Here is a 16,080-nt window from a genome sequence, read left to right as displayed (position 1 = left end):
TATTATATGGTACTGATGAATCACCAATGGATACTATGGCTGAATACTTACAGGGATCATTCACTAAGTTAAAAGGCTTAAAGGTAAACATGGTTGCAACTGTTAAGAAAGACAGAATCTACAACAGAGAAGAACATGGTACTTACGAGATTGCATGTACTCGTTGGGGTCCAGACTATGCTGATCCAACAACTTACTTAAACTTATTCTTGACTGGTAACTCAAATAACTTTGGTAAGTACAGCAATGCAAAGGTTGATTCATTAATGAAACAGGTTCAGACTGAATCAGACTTAACTAAGCGTTGGGACTTAATGACTCAGGTAGAAAAGACTGCACTTGATGATTTAGCTTATATTCCAGTATTCGAAAAGGGTGCTGCAGCATTAAAGGCTAAGAATGTAAAAGGACTTTTTCATTCAGCAGTTGGTGTTCCTTATACATTCAAATACGTAACTATTAAATAAGAATAAACAGAACATAGTGAGAATAAACACATTATAGCTCTTGCTATAATGTGTTCTTCTTTTTTAAATGAAAGGTGTGATATTTATATGGATAAATCCATGATTAGGTATATCTTAAAGAGATTGTTGATTTCAGCAATTACTTTATTCGTTATACTAACAGTTCTGTTCATTATGACTCGTTGCATGCCGGGTTCTCCATTCAACTCAGAAAAGTTGAGCCCAGAACAGCAGAAAGTCATTATGGCAAAATATGGTCTTGATAAGCCGGTTCTTGTACAGTATGGTACATACTTAAAGAATATGTTATCAGGCGACTTCGGTGTTTCTTATGTTTTATACAAAGATCAGAATGTTTCTGAATTAGTATTTGACGCAGCTAAGATTTCATTTGCTTATGGTATCGCTGCATGTATCTTAGGTACATTAGTAGGTATGTTACTTGGTATCGTTGCTGCATTAAACAAGAACACTATTTGGGATACAATCGCAACTATTATTTCTATCTTAGGTGTATCTATCCCATCATTCGTATTCGCATTATTACTAGTCATCTTGTTCAGTAATGATCTTCATGTCTTACCGACAATGTATGATGATATGAATCCAATCTTCTCATCTATATTGCCAGTTATCGCTTTATCTATGAGCGTTATTGCCAACGTAGCACGTTTCACTCGTACAGAAATGATTTCTGTATTAAACAGTGAATATATGACTCTAGCAATGGCTAAAGGTTTAGATCGTAAGACTTTAATCTTCAAGCATGCATTACGTAATGCCTTAATTCCAGTAATCACTATCCTAGGTCCAATCCTTGTTAACTTGATGACTGGTACAATGGTAGTAGAACAGATCTGTTCTGTACCTGGTTTAGGTAAGCTATTAATCAATAGTATCCGTGCAAATGACTATAACATCATCGTTGCATGTTCATTCTTATATGCATTCATGTATATCGTTATGATGTTAGTTATCGATGTATCTTATGGTATTATTGATCCACGTATCCGTTTAGGAAAGGGGGACAACTAAGATGGATGACAAGAAGTATGAATTTTTGCCAGATGATTTTGAGTTTATCGGTGATAAACAGAATATCAACATTGATGAAGTTGCTCCTGCAAGACCTGCTTGGAAAGACGTTGTTTACCGTTTTACTCAGAACAAAGGTGCAATCTTTGGCTTAGCTTGTATTATTATCATTGCGTTACTTGCTATCTTTGTACCAATGATTTCTCATTGGAAATATGATGCAATTGATACAAGTATTGCGAATGTTCTTCCAAATGGTACTCATTTCTTTGGTACTGATAAATATGGCCGTGACTTATTCGTAAGAACTTGGCAGGGTACTCGTATTTCATTAATTATCGCTTTAGTAGCAGTAGTTATTGATATCGTAGTTGGTATGACTTATGGTTTGATTTCTGGTTACTTTGGTGGCTTAGTTGACTCTGTTCTTCAGAGAATCCAGGAAATCATCAACTCTATCCCAACTCTAGTAGTATTAACTATCCTATTAACAGTATTAAAGCCTTCTTTATATACCGTTATTCTTGCATTGATCTTCACTGAATGGATTCCTATGTCTCGTATTACAAGAGCACAGGTATTAAAAATCAAGGAAGATGAATTCATTCTTGCTTCTAGAACATTAGGTGCAAGTAATATCTTTATCTTATTCAAGGAAATCTTACCAAATATCTTTGGTCAGTTAATCATCATGTCTATGATGACTATCCCAAATGCAATCTTCTATGAAGCATATCTAGCATTCGTTGGTTTAGGTTTAACTGTACCTCAGGCTTCACTTGGTACTTTGATCAACTCAGGTTTTGAAGTGTTCACAGTATATCCAACTCAGATGACTATCCCAGCTATTATCCTTGCAGTATTAATGTTAGGATTTAACTTATTAGGTGATGGTTTAAGAGATGCACTTGATCCTACTATGAAGGAGATGTAATTATGGCTGACAGAGAAAGAATTTTAAAAATCAGAGACTTAAATATCTCCTTTAAGATTGAAGGTAAGAAAGTAAATGCCATCCGTGGTGTTAACTTAGACCTTTATAAGGGAGAAACAATTGCGATTGTAGGTGAATCTGGTTCAGGTAAATCAGTTACTACAAAAGCTATCATGGGGATCTTAGCTAAGAATGGTAGTATTGAAAGTGGTTCAATCGACTATACTTGGCATGATCCAGATACTGATGAAAAACATACAGTAGATATCACTAAGATGACAGAAAAGGAAATCCAGAAGGAAATCCGTGGTCGTAAGATTGCGATGGTCTTCCAGGATCCAATGACTTCTCTAGACCCAACAATGACAATTGGTAAACAGATCATGGAACCAATGATGTATCATTATGGAACATCTAAAGAAGACGCATATAAAAAGGCTGTAGAACTACTTGAAGAAGTAGGAATCACAAATGCAGAAAAACGTATGAAGAATTATCCTCACCAGTTATCTGGTGGTATGAGACAGCGTGTTGTTATCGCAATCGCTTTATCTTGTGATCCATATGTATTAATCTGTGACGAACCTACAACAGCCCTAGATGTAACTATCCAGGCTAAGATCCTTGAATTAATTCAGGACTTACAGAAGAAAAAAGGTATTTCAGTTATTTATATCACACATGACTTAGGTGTAGTTGCTAAGGTAGCAGACTTCGTAAATGTTATGTATGCAGGTAAGATTGTAGAAACAGGTTCTATTGAAGATATCTTCTACAGACCTTTACATCCATATACTTGGGGTCTTTTATCAGCAATGCCTGATTTAAATACTGATGATCCAGAATTATATACAATTCCTGGTTCACCACCAAACGTTACAAAAGAAATCAAAGGTGATGCATTCGCACCACGTAATAAATATGCATTAAATATCGATAAGAGAATTGAACCACCTATGTTCAAAGTAGAAGGTTCTACAAATCATAAGGTAGCTGGCTGGTTAATGCATCCAAATGCACCAAAGGTAGAAATGCCTGAAGCATTAAGAAAGAGAATCAATAACATGATGAAAGAAGGTGTACCAAATAATGGACAAGAATAGTCAGACTCCAATTCTTGAAGTCAAGAATTTAAAACAGTATTTCTATCCAAGTAGAAAGTTTACTGTAAAAGCCGTTGATGGTATTTCATTCAAAATCATGCCAGGTGAAACATATGGTTTAGTAGGTGAATCTGGTTCAGGTAAATCTACTACTGGTCGTGCTATTATTAGATTATATGACCCAACTGATGGTCAGATCATCTTTGAAGGTGAAGATATCACTGGTAAGATGTCTAATAAAGCGCTTAAGACTTTACGTACTAAGATGGCTATGATTTTCCAGGATCCAATGGCTTGTTTAAACCCTCGTAAGAAGGTTATTGATATCATTGCTCAGGGTCTTGATATTCATCATGATTATAAAGATGAAAAAGAAAGAGAAGAAAAGGTTTATAAGATTCTTGAGATGGTAGGTCTATCAAAAGAACATGCTAACCGTTTCCCACACCAGTTCTCTGGTGGTCAGAGACAGCGTATTGGTATCGCAAGAGCCTTAATTATGAACCCTGATCTAATCATTGCCGATGAAGCAATCTCAGCCCTAGACGTATCTATTCAGGCACAGGTTGTAAACCTAATGAAGAAGATGCAGAAAGAAACAGGTGCTGCTTACTTATTTATCGCTCATGACTTATCAATGGTTAAATACATCTCTGATAGAATCGGTGTATTACATTTAGGTCACTTAGTAGAAACAGGAACTGCAGATGAAATCTTTAGTAATCCTCTCCATCCATATACAAGATCATTATTATCTGCCATCCCTCATTCTAACCCAAGAGTAGAGAAGGTAAGAAAATCATTCTCTTATGATTATGAAACAAGCGGTCTTGATTATACAGCTGGTACTCAGCATCAGATTACTGAAACACACTTTGTATTAGGTACTGATGAAGATGTTGCACAGTTCAAGAAAGACGCAGCAAACTTCAAATTATAACATCAAAAGACTATGACACTTATGTGTGATAGTCTTTTTTTAGGCTCTAAAAATGTGAACTACTACATTTATTCGGTGTAAAAAGTGTAGTTGTAGCACATTTATTCACTGTAAAAAGTGTATAGGTACTACATTTTTTCACTGTAAAAAATGTAAAAAGATGGTATAAAAGATAAAAAGGGGTGTTTCTATGTATCGATACGCAATAGAAGAATTATTCAAATGGAAAGAAAAGCCAAATCGTAAGCCAATGATTATACAGGGTGCAAGATATGTAGGTAAAACATGGCTGATGAAAGAATTTGGTAAGAAAGCTTATACTCATACTGTTTATATTAATTTTGAAGATAATGTAACTATGGAAGATTTGTTTTCGTATGATTTAGATACAAAACGTTTGATTACAGGTATGGAACTGTATAGTGGTAAAAAAATTGATCCTGATAACACACTCCTTATATTTGATGAAATTCAAGAAGTTCCTCAAGCGTTATCTTCTCTAAAATACTTTTATGAAAACGCACCTGAATATCATATTATATGTGCAGGTTCATTTTTAGGTATCGCACTTCATCAAGGAACATCATTTCCAGTAGGTAAAGTGGACTTTATGAATCTATATCCTCTTAATTTTAGGGAATTTTTAATGGCTACAGGTAAAGAACGATTTGTAGAACTACTTGATCAACAAAATTATCAAATGATAAAAATTTTTAAGCAGACATATATCGATGCGTTGAAGCAGTATTATTATGTGGGTGGTATGCCAGAAGTTGTACAATATTTTGCGGATTATAATGATTATAATGAAGTACGCAATATTCAGAAAAAAATTCTATTCGCTTATGAACAGGATTTTTCAAAACATGCACCTAATGAAATTGTTCCTAAAATCAGAGTGCTTTGGAATAGTATTCCATCGCAGCTGGCTAAGGAAAATAAGAAATTTATATATGGTCTTATTCGTACAGGAGCACGTGCTAAAGAATATGAAACAGCTATTATGTGGCTATCTGATTGTGGATTAATACATAAAATTAGTCGTGTAAATCAAGCAGGTATACCTTTAAAGGCGTATGAAGATTTAAAGGCTTTTAAAATTTATTTATTAGATGTAGGGCTTTTAGGGTGCATGACTGGTTTGAAACAAAAGACGCTTATTGAAGGTAATAATTTATTTGTGGAATTTAAAGGTGCACTGACTGAACAATATGTATGCCAACAACTCAAGGCAATAGAAGATTTGAATATATATTATTATACAAACGAAAGAGGAAACTGTGAAATAGACTTTGTGATAGATAGAGACAATCAGATTATTCCAATAGAAGTCAAAGCAGAAGAAAATTTAAGGGCGAAGAGTCTTAAAACATATAGTGAAAAGTTTTCTCCTGGTATTTGTGTTCGTACTTCTATGTCTGATTATAGAAAAGAAGATTGGCTTATTAATCTACCTCTTTATGCAATAGAAGAAATAAAGGAATTATGAAAAAAACGACACATCAAGTGTCGTTTTAATGTTAATTCATACTTTTCTGTAACTTCTTAGCTACTAGTACTAATACAATCGCAAGTGCTGCAAGAATAGCTGAACCGATATAACCCATTACATAAGAACCAGTGGCATCGAAGAAGCTTGCTGAAATCTTAGGACCTACAAAAGCACCAATACCATAACCAATAAAGATTAGACCATAGTTTCTGTTGTAGAACTTAGAACCAAAGATGATTTTAACCATAGGTGCAAATACGACGAGTAATCCACCAAATGAGAATCCTACTAAGGCGATACATAAGATGAAGTATGCATAAGAATGAGCCATAGTTAACATCAACATTGAGATACCATTAATAAGTAATACAAGAATAAGTGAGTTCCATCCCTTTAATTTATCATAGATAAAACCAAATGAGATACGACCAAACATATTAAATAAAGTCATAAGTGATACACAAAGTGCTGCACTCATCGCATTTAAACCAATCTGTTTCTGAGCGATTGGTGAAGTGGCAGAGACCATCATAGTTCCTGCTGCATTCGCAAAGATAAACATAACTACTAATACCCAGAAGGTAGGAGTTTTAACCATCTGTGGGATGTTATAGTCTTTGTTATTTAATTCTTTAGATTGTGTAGTTGATGGTGTCCATCCTTCAGGAGTCCATCCATCAGGACAAGGTACAATCATCCAAGCGACAGCACCAACACCAATTAAGAAGATTACACCAAGAATCTTACATGCAGTCTGTGCACCATATGTAGAGATAAGTATCTGAGCCACTGGTGACATAATGAATGGTCCACATGCAGCTCCAGCCTGTGCTAAACCAGAAATAGAACCACTCTTGTCAGGAAACCATTTTAAAGCGGTTGGAAGACATGCTGGATAGATCATACCAGCACCAGCACCCGCAATTACACCATAAGCTACATATAAGAATGGGATTGTATTCGCAAAACCAGTTAATACCCATCCACCTGCAAATAATGCAAGACCCATATAGATAGCCACTCTAGGCTGTAACTTTTCAGCTAAAATACCACCAATAAAGCCTACAGCACAATAAATAAACATATAAATAGTATAAGCCATTGAGAAATCAGAAGTACTCCATCCAAACTGGTTACATAATGGCAAACAGAATAAACTGAAGAAGGCAGTGGCAGAAGTGAATAAAGACTGAATCCATACTCCTGCAAACACACGCCAGCGTGTTGCTTTAGTAATGTTCATGATAAACCTCCTACTGTAATGTGCCTAAGTCTAAAGCGACTTCACGGCCGTTAAATTTACCTGCTTCACGGCTAGTACCTAACTAATAAACCATAGAAGAAATATCTTCTACATCAAGGAATGGTACGCCATTGTACATTTCTTCAACAGATTTGAAATCTTTACCTGTCAAATCATTAATAAACTGTACATATTCCATTGTTTCACACATAGGTGTTTTAACCTTAGTAGGGCATAATGCATTTATAATAATACCCTTAGAACCTACTTCTTTCGCAAGTGTCTTAGTTAATCCTAAGATACCCCATTTACTCATACAATATGTTGCAAGCTTTGGTGTACCATATAATCCTGAAGTAGAAGAAATATTAATAATACGTCCAAATCCCTGTTTCAACATGTACTGTGCTGCATACTTATCTGTACGCCAAGTACCGATAAGGTTAATGTTGATGACTTTTTCTACCTGTTCATCTGTTAACTCCCAAGTGTAAGCAAAGTTAATAACTCCTGCATTCGCAATGACAACGTCAATACGTCCGAAAGTATCCCATGCACTCTTGAATAAGTTTTCCATATCTTCTGTAGAAGTGATGTTTGCTTTAACTGCAAGTACTTTTGCGCCTATTGATTCACAATGTACGATTGTTTCTTTAAATGCTTCATTTGTTGGTTCTTGCATGTCCGCTAACACAACGTCAAATCCATTTTCTGCATATTTATATGCATGTGCACGTCCTTGACCCATGGCTCCGCCAGTGATCAAAACTACTTTTCTTTCATCCATTTCGTTTTTCTCCCTTTGTTAAAAAATTTACAAGATGATTATAGAGTCTCAAATAGTTTGAGAGTCAATAGGCTAAATTTGCTTAAAATAAGCATAAATGATAGGGTTTTCTTTGATATAATGGGTAAGAACTCTCAAACAGTTTTAAGGAGATGAAATGTATAATACTTATACAATTGGAGAACTTGCGAAAATACTAGGTATTACACCAGAAACTATACGTTATTATGAAAGAAAAGGGATCATAGCCCCTATTCATGATGAGAAGACGAACTATCGTTACTATACAACCTGGGATCTTCATATGATCATTCGTGCTCGCTGTTATTTAGGTTTTGGACTTACTATAGATGAAACTTCTAAAATCCTTCAGAAACGTACATTGGAAGAAATAGATGATGTATTAGTTAATCAGGAAAAGATCATTGAAAAGAATATTATCTATAATATGAATCTTTTGAAGAAGATGCGCACCAATAGAGCACTGATCAATAATTTTGAAGAAAAGAATCTGACCCTCAGAACAAGCCCAGGTATATATCGTATAGATACTCAGAAATGTTATACATTAGATTTAAGTAAACAGGAAAAAGAAGAATTGAAGCAGTTTACACAATATGTTCCTTTCATTTTCTCTACCGCATTATTCCCAAAAGAACATATAGAAACAGAAAATAAAGATTTCTATTTTGGAATTGGGATAGAAGAACAGTTTGCATCACTATTTGATATTAAAGAAACAGAGTATGTGCACTACTATCCTCCTAGAACTTGTCTTTATATGAGTTTTTCATCACGTTCTTCACAAATACTCACTTATGAAGTATTAGAACCTGCTTTTGAGTATATGAAAAAAACAATCTAGAGTTAGATGGTGACATCTTTACTCAGATTGTTTCTATGTGGAAACCAGAAGAAGAATATTTCAACTGGCATAATATTTGGATTCCCATTAAATAGAGGAATCCTTTTTTTGTTTGACTTTATTTTCTAAACGATTTCCATCTTCATCTAATTTATAGATGTTATTGTATGTGACTTCTATATGTTTCTGATAGAGTCCGATATTAATGATTCTAGAGAAAACAGCATAAATAAGAGCAGTAAGAGGTACACCGATAAGTACGCCAATAACACCCCATAAATTACCAAATATCGTAATACCAAGTAAGACAAATAAACCACCAATACCAACAGACTTGCCTACAATCTTAGGATATACTACATTTCCTTCAAACTGCTGTAAGCATAGATAAATAATCGCAAAGGCAAGCATACTCTTGCTCTGTGCTGCAGCTACTAATATCAATCCTGCAAAGAAGGTAATGAAATTACCAAACATTGGAACAAAGCTAAATAAGAAAGCCATAATCGCAATTAATTCAGGGAAAGGCATTCTAAATAAACGCATCGCAATATAGACTTCTAACATAAAACATGTGGCTTCTAACATCTGTCCTGTCACAAAACTATTAAAGTAATGATTGGCTTCACTCATGATATCAAAGGCTACACCTGCACGTTTATGACCTAATATATAGGCAATAAGTTTTCTACCTTGTTCAAGATGTTTTTCTTTATTTGCTAGAAGATAGAGAGCCATGAAGAATGAAGTGATGGCAGTAATGAAAGAACCTCCAATATTTGATACAACTTCTGTTGTCTTAAAATGAGGATTACCTAAGAAGTTTCCTGCAGTAGAAAGGATTGTACTTAAATCAATAGAAGCAAACCATTTCTGTACTTCATCTACTGTTACTGAATAATCAAGATTAAATCTTTTACATATAGAAGTAATATAGACAGCAAGTCTTCTTGCATAATTATCTAAGTTAGAGAATAAGAGTGAAAAGCTTTCTCCAATTCTAGGAATAATAAAAGAGAAGAACATTACTAATATTAATAGAATACATACAATAGTAATGGTCATTGCTATACCACGTGTACCTTCTAATAAGAATTTTGGGAGTTTTGAATCAGGATTTTTCTTCATCCACTGACCTTTTGCTTTCACAAGAAGCTTTTCTACAAGTTTCATTGGAATATTGATCACAAATGCAATGACTATCGCAATATAGAAGGGTCTTGCAAGTCCTAATATAGTAAGGAAGAATTCCCATACAGATTCTAAATTAAAAAGAATAAAAGCTAAGACAATACCATATGTAATATATTGGAAAATCTTATCATCTGGAAAATTGAAATTTTTGTTGTCCATAATAATCACCTAAGCAAATAGTACCATAAAATAAGAAGAAATGTTATGGTAAATTTGACGCCTTTGACTAAGAAAAGGTTGAGGAATAGAAGAAATTTGCTATAATGACACACGTGAAAGGAGAAATTTTGATGAACACTATTATTATTAATAAGATTATGATGCATATGCTTGATTTTGAACATCGTAAGATATACCTAAGTGAAGACTTCTGTGTATTAAACGATACAACTCAGGAATATTATCATAAAAAAGTGGAAAAGGCTTTATACAGTCCAGCTATTAAAGAACTCGTTGTGCCTTCACTTCATGAATTATTACTTCGTGCAGATAAGATGCTAGAAGATGATGAAGAATTCAAGAAACAGGCAAAGGAAATTAGTGAAAAGTTCTTTGCACTAGGTTCAGCGATTGAAGAAATGCCAAATAGTAATATTCTTTATGTGGACTGCTATCGTGATGGTGTACATATTATTGCCGCTTTAAAGCTTAATTATAAGTATAATTCTGTATCTCTTGTAGAAGAGGAAAATGTCCGTATTACAAGAAGACAGGTTCTTCCCCAGATTGGTACAGCAGTTGATGAAGCGATTATTATAGATACAGATCATAAGAAACTATCTCTTATTGAAAAGAAGTATCTCATTGATGGTAAGATGGATACTTATTTAAATAGTCAGTGGATCAAGGGTGAAGAAAAGTTGACTGATCGTCAGAAGATTTCTACTATGAAGAAAGTAGTAAATAAGATTGATGATATTTATCATGTGAATGATAAAGAAGCACTTCCACTTGTGAAACAGGAAATATTAGAAAGAACACAGATGGGAGAACTTGTTAAACCAATTGAAGTTGTTCGTAAGGTCATGGAAAGAGATTATCAGGCTCAGGAAGAATCAGAAACTATGATGAAAGATTTAGGGATTGGTGAAGATGATACAATTTCTTTAAATGCTTTAGGGCGTTCTGTTGGGGTTGTTAAGATCACTCTTGATGAAAATATTCAGATTACTATGCCAGTAGATGAATATGTGAATGGATCCACTTTTGAAAAGAAAGAGAATCCTGACGGGACTGTTTCTATCGTATTAAATAACATTCAAGACATCACTATAAAGTAACCGTTTACATTTTTTTGCCTATATTGTCTGAAATGAATGAATTTTGGTCATATTTAATGTATAATAAAATTTATGAAGGGAGACATATAGGTATGTTAGATAATTTCTTGATAAAATTGTTTTTTGAAGGAAAGTGTTTGGAGGCATATAAAGTATTCGGTGCTCATCCGGATAAAAAGGGCGTTCGCTTTACTGTATATGCACCACATGCAAGAAGTGTTCAGGTTGTAGGTAATTTTAATAACTGGGACGGAACACAGCATTATATGGAGAGATATAATGACGGCGGCGTGTGGACTCTCTATATTGAAGGGTTAAAGCAGTATGACCTCTATAAATATAGAATTGAAACACCTTCTGGTGCTATTGTTGATCGTGCAGATCCTTATGCCTTTTTCAGTGAAATTAGACCAGGTACAGCATCTAAGGTATATAACTTAGAAGGATATCGCTGGCATGATTCTAAATGGATGAAGTCACGTTCTAATAACTATGATTGTAACATGAATATTTATGAAGCGAATCTTGGCTCTTGGAAGATGAAAAAGGAATTTACAGAAACAAGTGATGGAGAGTTCTATTCATATGAAGAAATGATTGATGAAATCATTCCTTATGTAAAGAAGATGGGCTATACACATATTGAAGTAATGCCTTTAAATGAGTTCCCATTTGATGGCTCTTGGGGATATCAGGCAACAGGTTATTTTAGTGCGACAAGTCGTTATGGACATCCAAAACAGTTAAAGGATTTCATTAATGCGTGTCATAAAGAAGGTATAGGTGTCATTATGGACTTTGTACCTGCTCATTTTGTAAAGGATGGACATGGTCTTTATCAGTTTGATGGAGGCTGGGTTTATGAATATGCAGATGTGAATAACCGTTATTCTGAATGGGATTCAGTATATTTTGATGTGACAAAAGATACTGTACGTTCATTCTTAAAGAGTGCTGTTCATTTCTGGGCAGAAGAATTCCATATTGATGGTATTCGTTTTGATGCTGTAAGCAACCTTATTTACTGGAAAGGTAATAAAGACTTTGGTACAAATAATGGGGCTTTAGAGTTCTTAAAGACTATGAATGAACAGATTCATGAAAGATATCCTGCATTAATGACTATTGCAGAAGACTCAACTGATTTCCCATATGTAACTAAAGCTGTGAAGGATGGCGGTTTAGGATTTGATTATAAGTGGGATATGGGCTGGATGAATGATACATTGAAGTATTTCAAAGAAGATCCAGTTTATCGTCAATATGATCATAATCTTTTAACTTTCTCAATGATGTATTTCTATTCAGAAAGATTTATTTTACCATTCTCACATGATGAAGTGGTTCATGGTAAAGCAACTATTTTAAATAAGATGTGGGGACTTGATGGAGACAAGTTCGCACAGGCAAAAGCTTTATATACATATATGATGACTCATCCTGGTAAGAAGCTTAATTTCATGGGTAATGAATTAGGTGAATACAAGGAATGGGATGAAAGAAAAGCATTGGCTTGGAATATCTTAGAATATCCACAGCATGATTCTTTCCATCATTTTATGCAGGATTTAAATAAGATGGTTGAAGAACATCCAGCTCTTTATAGTATGGATTATGATCCAGAAGGATTTAAATGGCTGGTTGTAGATGATCATAATCAGAGTGTATTCTCATATGCTCGATTTGATAAGAAAGGCAACTGCTTAGTTGTAGTAGCTAACTTTATTGGTAATAGTCATGATAATTATGCTGTACCAGTACCGTTTGCTGGAAGTTATAAAGAAATCTTGAATACAGATAAAGATAGTTATAACGGTTCTAATTACACAAATACACGTGCTTTAAGATCAAAGAAAGGTACTTGTATCAATGAAGCACAGAGTATTCATGTGAAATTAGCACCATTTAGCGCGGTGGTATTTGAATATCATAAGCCAGCTAAAAAAGCGTCTTCTAAGGAGAAGAAGACAAAGAAAAGTGTTGTAAAGGAAGGAAAGTAGTAAATGTTTAATACAAAAGAAGAATTTAAATATGAATTTTCTAAGCGAATCATTGAATCATATGGTCGTACAGTAGAAGAAGCACATTTAACAGAAAAGTTCATGGTTCTTGAAACTATGGTTCGTGACTATGCATCTGTTAACTGGGCAATGACAAAGATGGCAGTTCAGGCTAAGCAGCAGAAACAGGTTCACTATTTCTCAATGGAGTTCTTAGTTGGTCGTCTATTAGTCAACAATATGATGAACTTATGTATTTATGAAACTGCAAAAGAAGGTCTTGCTGATTATGGTATTAATATCCATGATCTAGAAGAATTAGAATCTGATGCCGGTTTAGGTAATGGTGGTTTAGGCCGTCTTGCTGCCTGCTTCATGGATTCTTTAGCTTCTTTATCTTATCCAGTTTTCGGTAATACTATTCGTTATGATTATGGTTTCTTCAAACAGAAGATTGAAAATGGATATCAGGTAGAAGTACCAGACCAGTGGTTACGTTTAGGCAATATGTGGGAAGTAAGAAAACCTAAGCATGCAACAGAAGTTAAATTCTGGGGTAAAGTCATCTGGGATGATGCAACTGGTGGATGGAAGCATGTAGATTATGAAGCAGTACGTGCTGTTCCTTATGATATGCCAATTGTTGGTAATGATACTAAGGTTACTAATACATTAAGATTATGGAAGGCTGAACCTAGTGAAAATATTCCTACAAATAAGGATTTCCGTCAGTATGCTCAGGAAGTGAATGATATCTGCCAGACATTATATCCTGATGATTCTACTCATGCTGGTAGAGTATTACGTTTAAAACAGCAGTATTTCTTTGTATGTGCTGGTTTAAATTCAATTATTCGTGCACATTTAAGAGTATATCCTGATTTAACTAACTTCCATGAAAAGAACGTTATTCAGTTAAATGATACACATCCAGTATTAGTTATTCCTGAATTAATGCGTGTATTTATTGATGATTATGGAATGGAATGGGATGATGCATGGAATATCGTATGTAAGACTTGTGCTTATACAAACCATACAATCCTTGCTGAAGCATTAGAAAAATGGCCTGTTGATATGATGAGAGACTTATTACCAAGAGTTTATCAGATCATTGAAGAAATCAATAGACGTTTCATTGGCTTCGTAAAACAGCAGACTGAAAATGATAACGAATTATTACAGAGAGTTATGATCATTAAAGATGGTCAGGTACATATGGCTAGACTTGCGATTGCAGGTTCATTTAGTGTTAATGGTGTAGCACAGCTTCACTCTGACATCTTAAAAGAAAGAGAAATGAAGGATTTTGATACTTTATATCCTAACAAATTCAACAATAAAACAAATGGTGTAACTCATAGAAGATGGCTTGCATATTGTAACCCACAGTTAACTTCATTAATCAATGAATCAATTGGGGATAGCTGGATGCATAGACCTGATGATTTACAGAAATTAGCACCATTTGTAGAAGACTCAATTACTCAGAGTAAGTTCTACAATGTAAAACAGCAGAGAAAACAGATTCTTGCAGATTACATTAAGGAACATAATGGTGTTGATGTAGATGTTAATTCTATCTTTGATATTCAGGTTAAGAGATTACATGCATACAAGAGACAGTTATTAAATGTAATGCATATTATCTATTTATACCAGAGAATGAAAGAAGATAGCAGTTTCAGAATCTATCCACATACTTATATCTTTGGTGCAAAAGCCGCTCCTTCTTACTACTTAGCTAAGAAGATTATTAAGTTAATCAATAGCGTTGCGGATAAGGTAAACAATGACCCAGAAACAAATAAATACTTAAAGGTTGTATTTATTGAAAACTATGGAGTTACTATTGCTGAAAAGATTATTCCTGCTGCAGATGTATCTGAACAGATTTCTACTGCTGGTAAGGAAGCAAGTGGTACTTCTAACATGAAGTTCATGATGAATGGTGCTTTAACACTTGGTACATTAGATGGTGCCAATGTAGAAATTGCTGACTTAGTTGGTGATGACAACATTGTAATCTTCGGTATGAAGGATAATGAAGTCAACGAATTAAAAGCAAAAGGTACTTATAATTCTTGGAATGAATACAACAATAATCCAAACATCAAGAAGGTTGTTGATTCATTAGTAGATGGTACTTTCCATCCATCAAGAGAAGAATTCAAGATTATCTTTGATGAATTAATGAGCAGAAATGATGAATACTTCTTATTAAAAGATTTTGAAAGCTATAGACTTGCTCAGGAAAAGATCAACAACTTATATCAGGATCGTCAGAACTGGTCTAAGATGTGCTTAGCTAATATTGCGAAGAGTGGTCATTTCTCAAGTGATAGAACTATTGAAGATTATGTAAAGGATATCTGGCATTTAAATAGGGTAAAAATTTAATGAAAGACACATTCGTACTAGACGTAGATGGTGAAGAAGTAACTTGTGAAGTCCTCTTAGGTTTTACAGATGACGCAACAGGAAAAGAATATATCATCTATACAGATAACAGTTCAGATGAACATGATCAGTTGAATATCTATGCTTCACAGGTAGATCCTGAAGATGCAGATAATATTCTTCCTATTGAAACAGATGAAGAATATGCATTTGTGCAGGAAGTATTAGACTCAATGATGTCTGAAGATGCAGAATAATGAATGAGAGGATAGCATGACTATCCTCTCAGATTGTTGACAAATTAGATGAAAATATCAATTGGGCTATCCCAAATTGGTAT

The 16,080-nt window shown here is 34.3% G+C and carries 14 protein-coding genes; 11 read left to right on the top strand and 3 right to left on the bottom strand.

The window, feature by feature from the left end; all coding sequences use genetic code 11:
• The 6 genes from QZQ55_RS08140 to QZQ55_RS08115 form a co-directional block, all read left to right on the top strand.
• Positions 1–467, top strand: a 467-nt coding sequence (locus QZQ55_RS08140; protein WP_295092113.1) for an ABC transporter substrate-binding protein, incomplete at its 5' end; no start/stop codon positions are given.
• Positions 468–554: 87 nt separating this feature from the next.
• A complete protein-coding gene (locus QZQ55_RS08135) occupies positions 555–1,502 on the top strand; it encodes an ABC transporter permease (protein WP_295092110.1) in 948 nt (315 codons plus the stop codon).
• A 1-nt stretch (position 1,503) separates the two neighbouring features.
• Positions 1,504–2,436: an ABC transporter permease gene (locus tag QZQ55_RS08130; RefSeq protein ID WP_270396481.1), complete on the top strand. Its 933-nt coding sequence runs from the start codon at positions 1,504–1,506 to the stop codon at positions 2,434–2,436.
• A 2-nt stretch (positions 2,437–2,438) separates the two neighbouring features.
• On the top strand, positions 2,439–3,539 hold the full coding sequence (locus QZQ55_RS08125; RefSeq protein WP_295092107.1) for an ABC transporter ATP-binding protein: 1,101 nt from the start codon (positions 2,439–2,441) through the stop codon (positions 3,537–3,539).
• On the top strand, positions 3,526–4,479 hold the full coding sequence (locus QZQ55_RS08120; RefSeq protein ID WP_295092103.1) for an ABC transporter ATP-binding protein: 954 nt from the start codon (positions 3,526–3,528) through the stop codon (positions 4,477–4,479). Before QZQ55_RS08125 ends, QZQ55_RS08120 begins: the two co-directional genes overlap by 14 nt.
• 190 nt (positions 4,480–4,669) lie before the next feature.
• Complete coding sequence (locus QZQ55_RS08115; protein ID WP_295092100.1) at positions 4,670–5,968, top strand: ATP-binding protein; 1,299 nt, start codon at positions 4,670–4,672, stop codon at positions 5,966–5,968.
• Between the two features lie 31 nt (positions 5,969–5,999).
• Here the strand turns inward: QZQ55_RS08115 and QZQ55_RS08110 are convergent, their stop codons facing one another.
• Together QZQ55_RS08110 and QZQ55_RS08105 are read right to left on the bottom strand one after the other, a co-directional pair.
• Positions 6,000–7,214 (bottom strand): OFA family MFS transporter, encoded by a 1,215-nt coding sequence (locus QZQ55_RS08110; RefSeq protein WP_295092097.1) that lies wholly within the window; start codon positions 7,212–7,214, stop codon positions 6,000–6,002.
• 82 nt (positions 7,215–7,296) lie between these two features.
• Positions 7,297–8,001 (bottom strand): SDR family NAD(P)-dependent oxidoreductase, encoded by a 705-nt coding sequence (locus tag QZQ55_RS08105; protein WP_295092094.1) that lies wholly within the window; start codon positions 7,999–8,001, stop codon positions 7,297–7,299.
• Between the two features lie 157 nt (positions 8,002–8,158).
• Here QZQ55_RS08105 and QZQ55_RS08100 point away from each other — a divergent pair, with 157 nt between their 5' ends.
• On the top strand, positions 8,159–8,866 hold the full coding sequence (locus QZQ55_RS08100) for a MerR family transcriptional regulator (RefSeq protein WP_295092091.1): 708 nt from the start codon (positions 8,159–8,161) through the stop codon (positions 8,864–8,866).
• An 87-nt stretch (positions 8,867–8,953) separates the two neighbouring features.
• On the opposite strand, the gene QZQ55_RS08095 is transcribed toward QZQ55_RS08100, so the two are convergent.
• The gene (locus tag QZQ55_RS08095) at positions 8,954–10,219 is read right to left on the bottom strand and encodes an AI-2E family transporter (protein ID WP_295092088.1); all 1,266 of its coding nucleotides are present in this window, start codon (positions 10,217–10,219) and stop codon (positions 8,954–8,956) included.
• Positions 10,220–10,350: 131 nt separating this feature from the next.
• Here QZQ55_RS08095 and QZQ55_RS08090 point away from each other — a divergent pair, with 131 nt between their 5' ends.
• The 4 genes from QZQ55_RS08090 to QZQ55_RS08075 all read left to right on the top strand — a co-directional run bounded on the left by QZQ55_RS08090 (position 10,351) and on the right by QZQ55_RS08075 (position 15,997).
• Positions 10,351–11,340, top strand: a complete 990-nt coding sequence (locus tag QZQ55_RS08090) for a nucleoid-associated protein (protein ID WP_295092085.1) — start codon at positions 10,351–10,353, stop codon at positions 11,338–11,340.
• Positions 11,341–11,432: 92 nt separating this feature from the next.
• Entirely contained in the window at positions 11,433–13,340 is a 1,908-nt protein-coding gene (gene glgB, locus QZQ55_RS08085; protein ID WP_295092082.1) for a 1,4-alpha-glucan branching protein GlgB, read from the top strand.
• A gap of 3 nt (positions 13,341–13,343) precedes the next feature.
• Positions 13,344–15,740 (top strand): glycogen/starch/alpha-glucan phosphorylase, encoded by a 2,397-nt coding sequence (locus tag QZQ55_RS08080; RefSeq protein WP_295092079.1) that lies wholly within the window; start codon positions 13,344–13,346, stop codon positions 15,738–15,740.
• Positions 15,740–15,997, top strand: a complete 258-nt coding sequence (locus QZQ55_RS08075) for a DUF1292 domain-containing protein (RefSeq protein WP_295092076.1) — start codon at positions 15,740–15,742, stop codon at positions 15,995–15,997. Before QZQ55_RS08080 ends, QZQ55_RS08075 begins: the two co-directional genes overlap by 1 nt.
• Positions 15,998–16,080: the final 83 nt, after the last annotated feature.

The sequence above is a fragment of the uncultured Catenibacterium sp. genome, assembly GCF_900540665.1.
GTDB lineage: Bacteria > Bacillota_I > Bacilli_A > Erysipelotrichales > Coprobacillaceae > Catenibacterium.
Note: the sequence above shows the minus strand (reverse complement) of the source record. Positions and strands in the feature narration are given on the sequence as shown.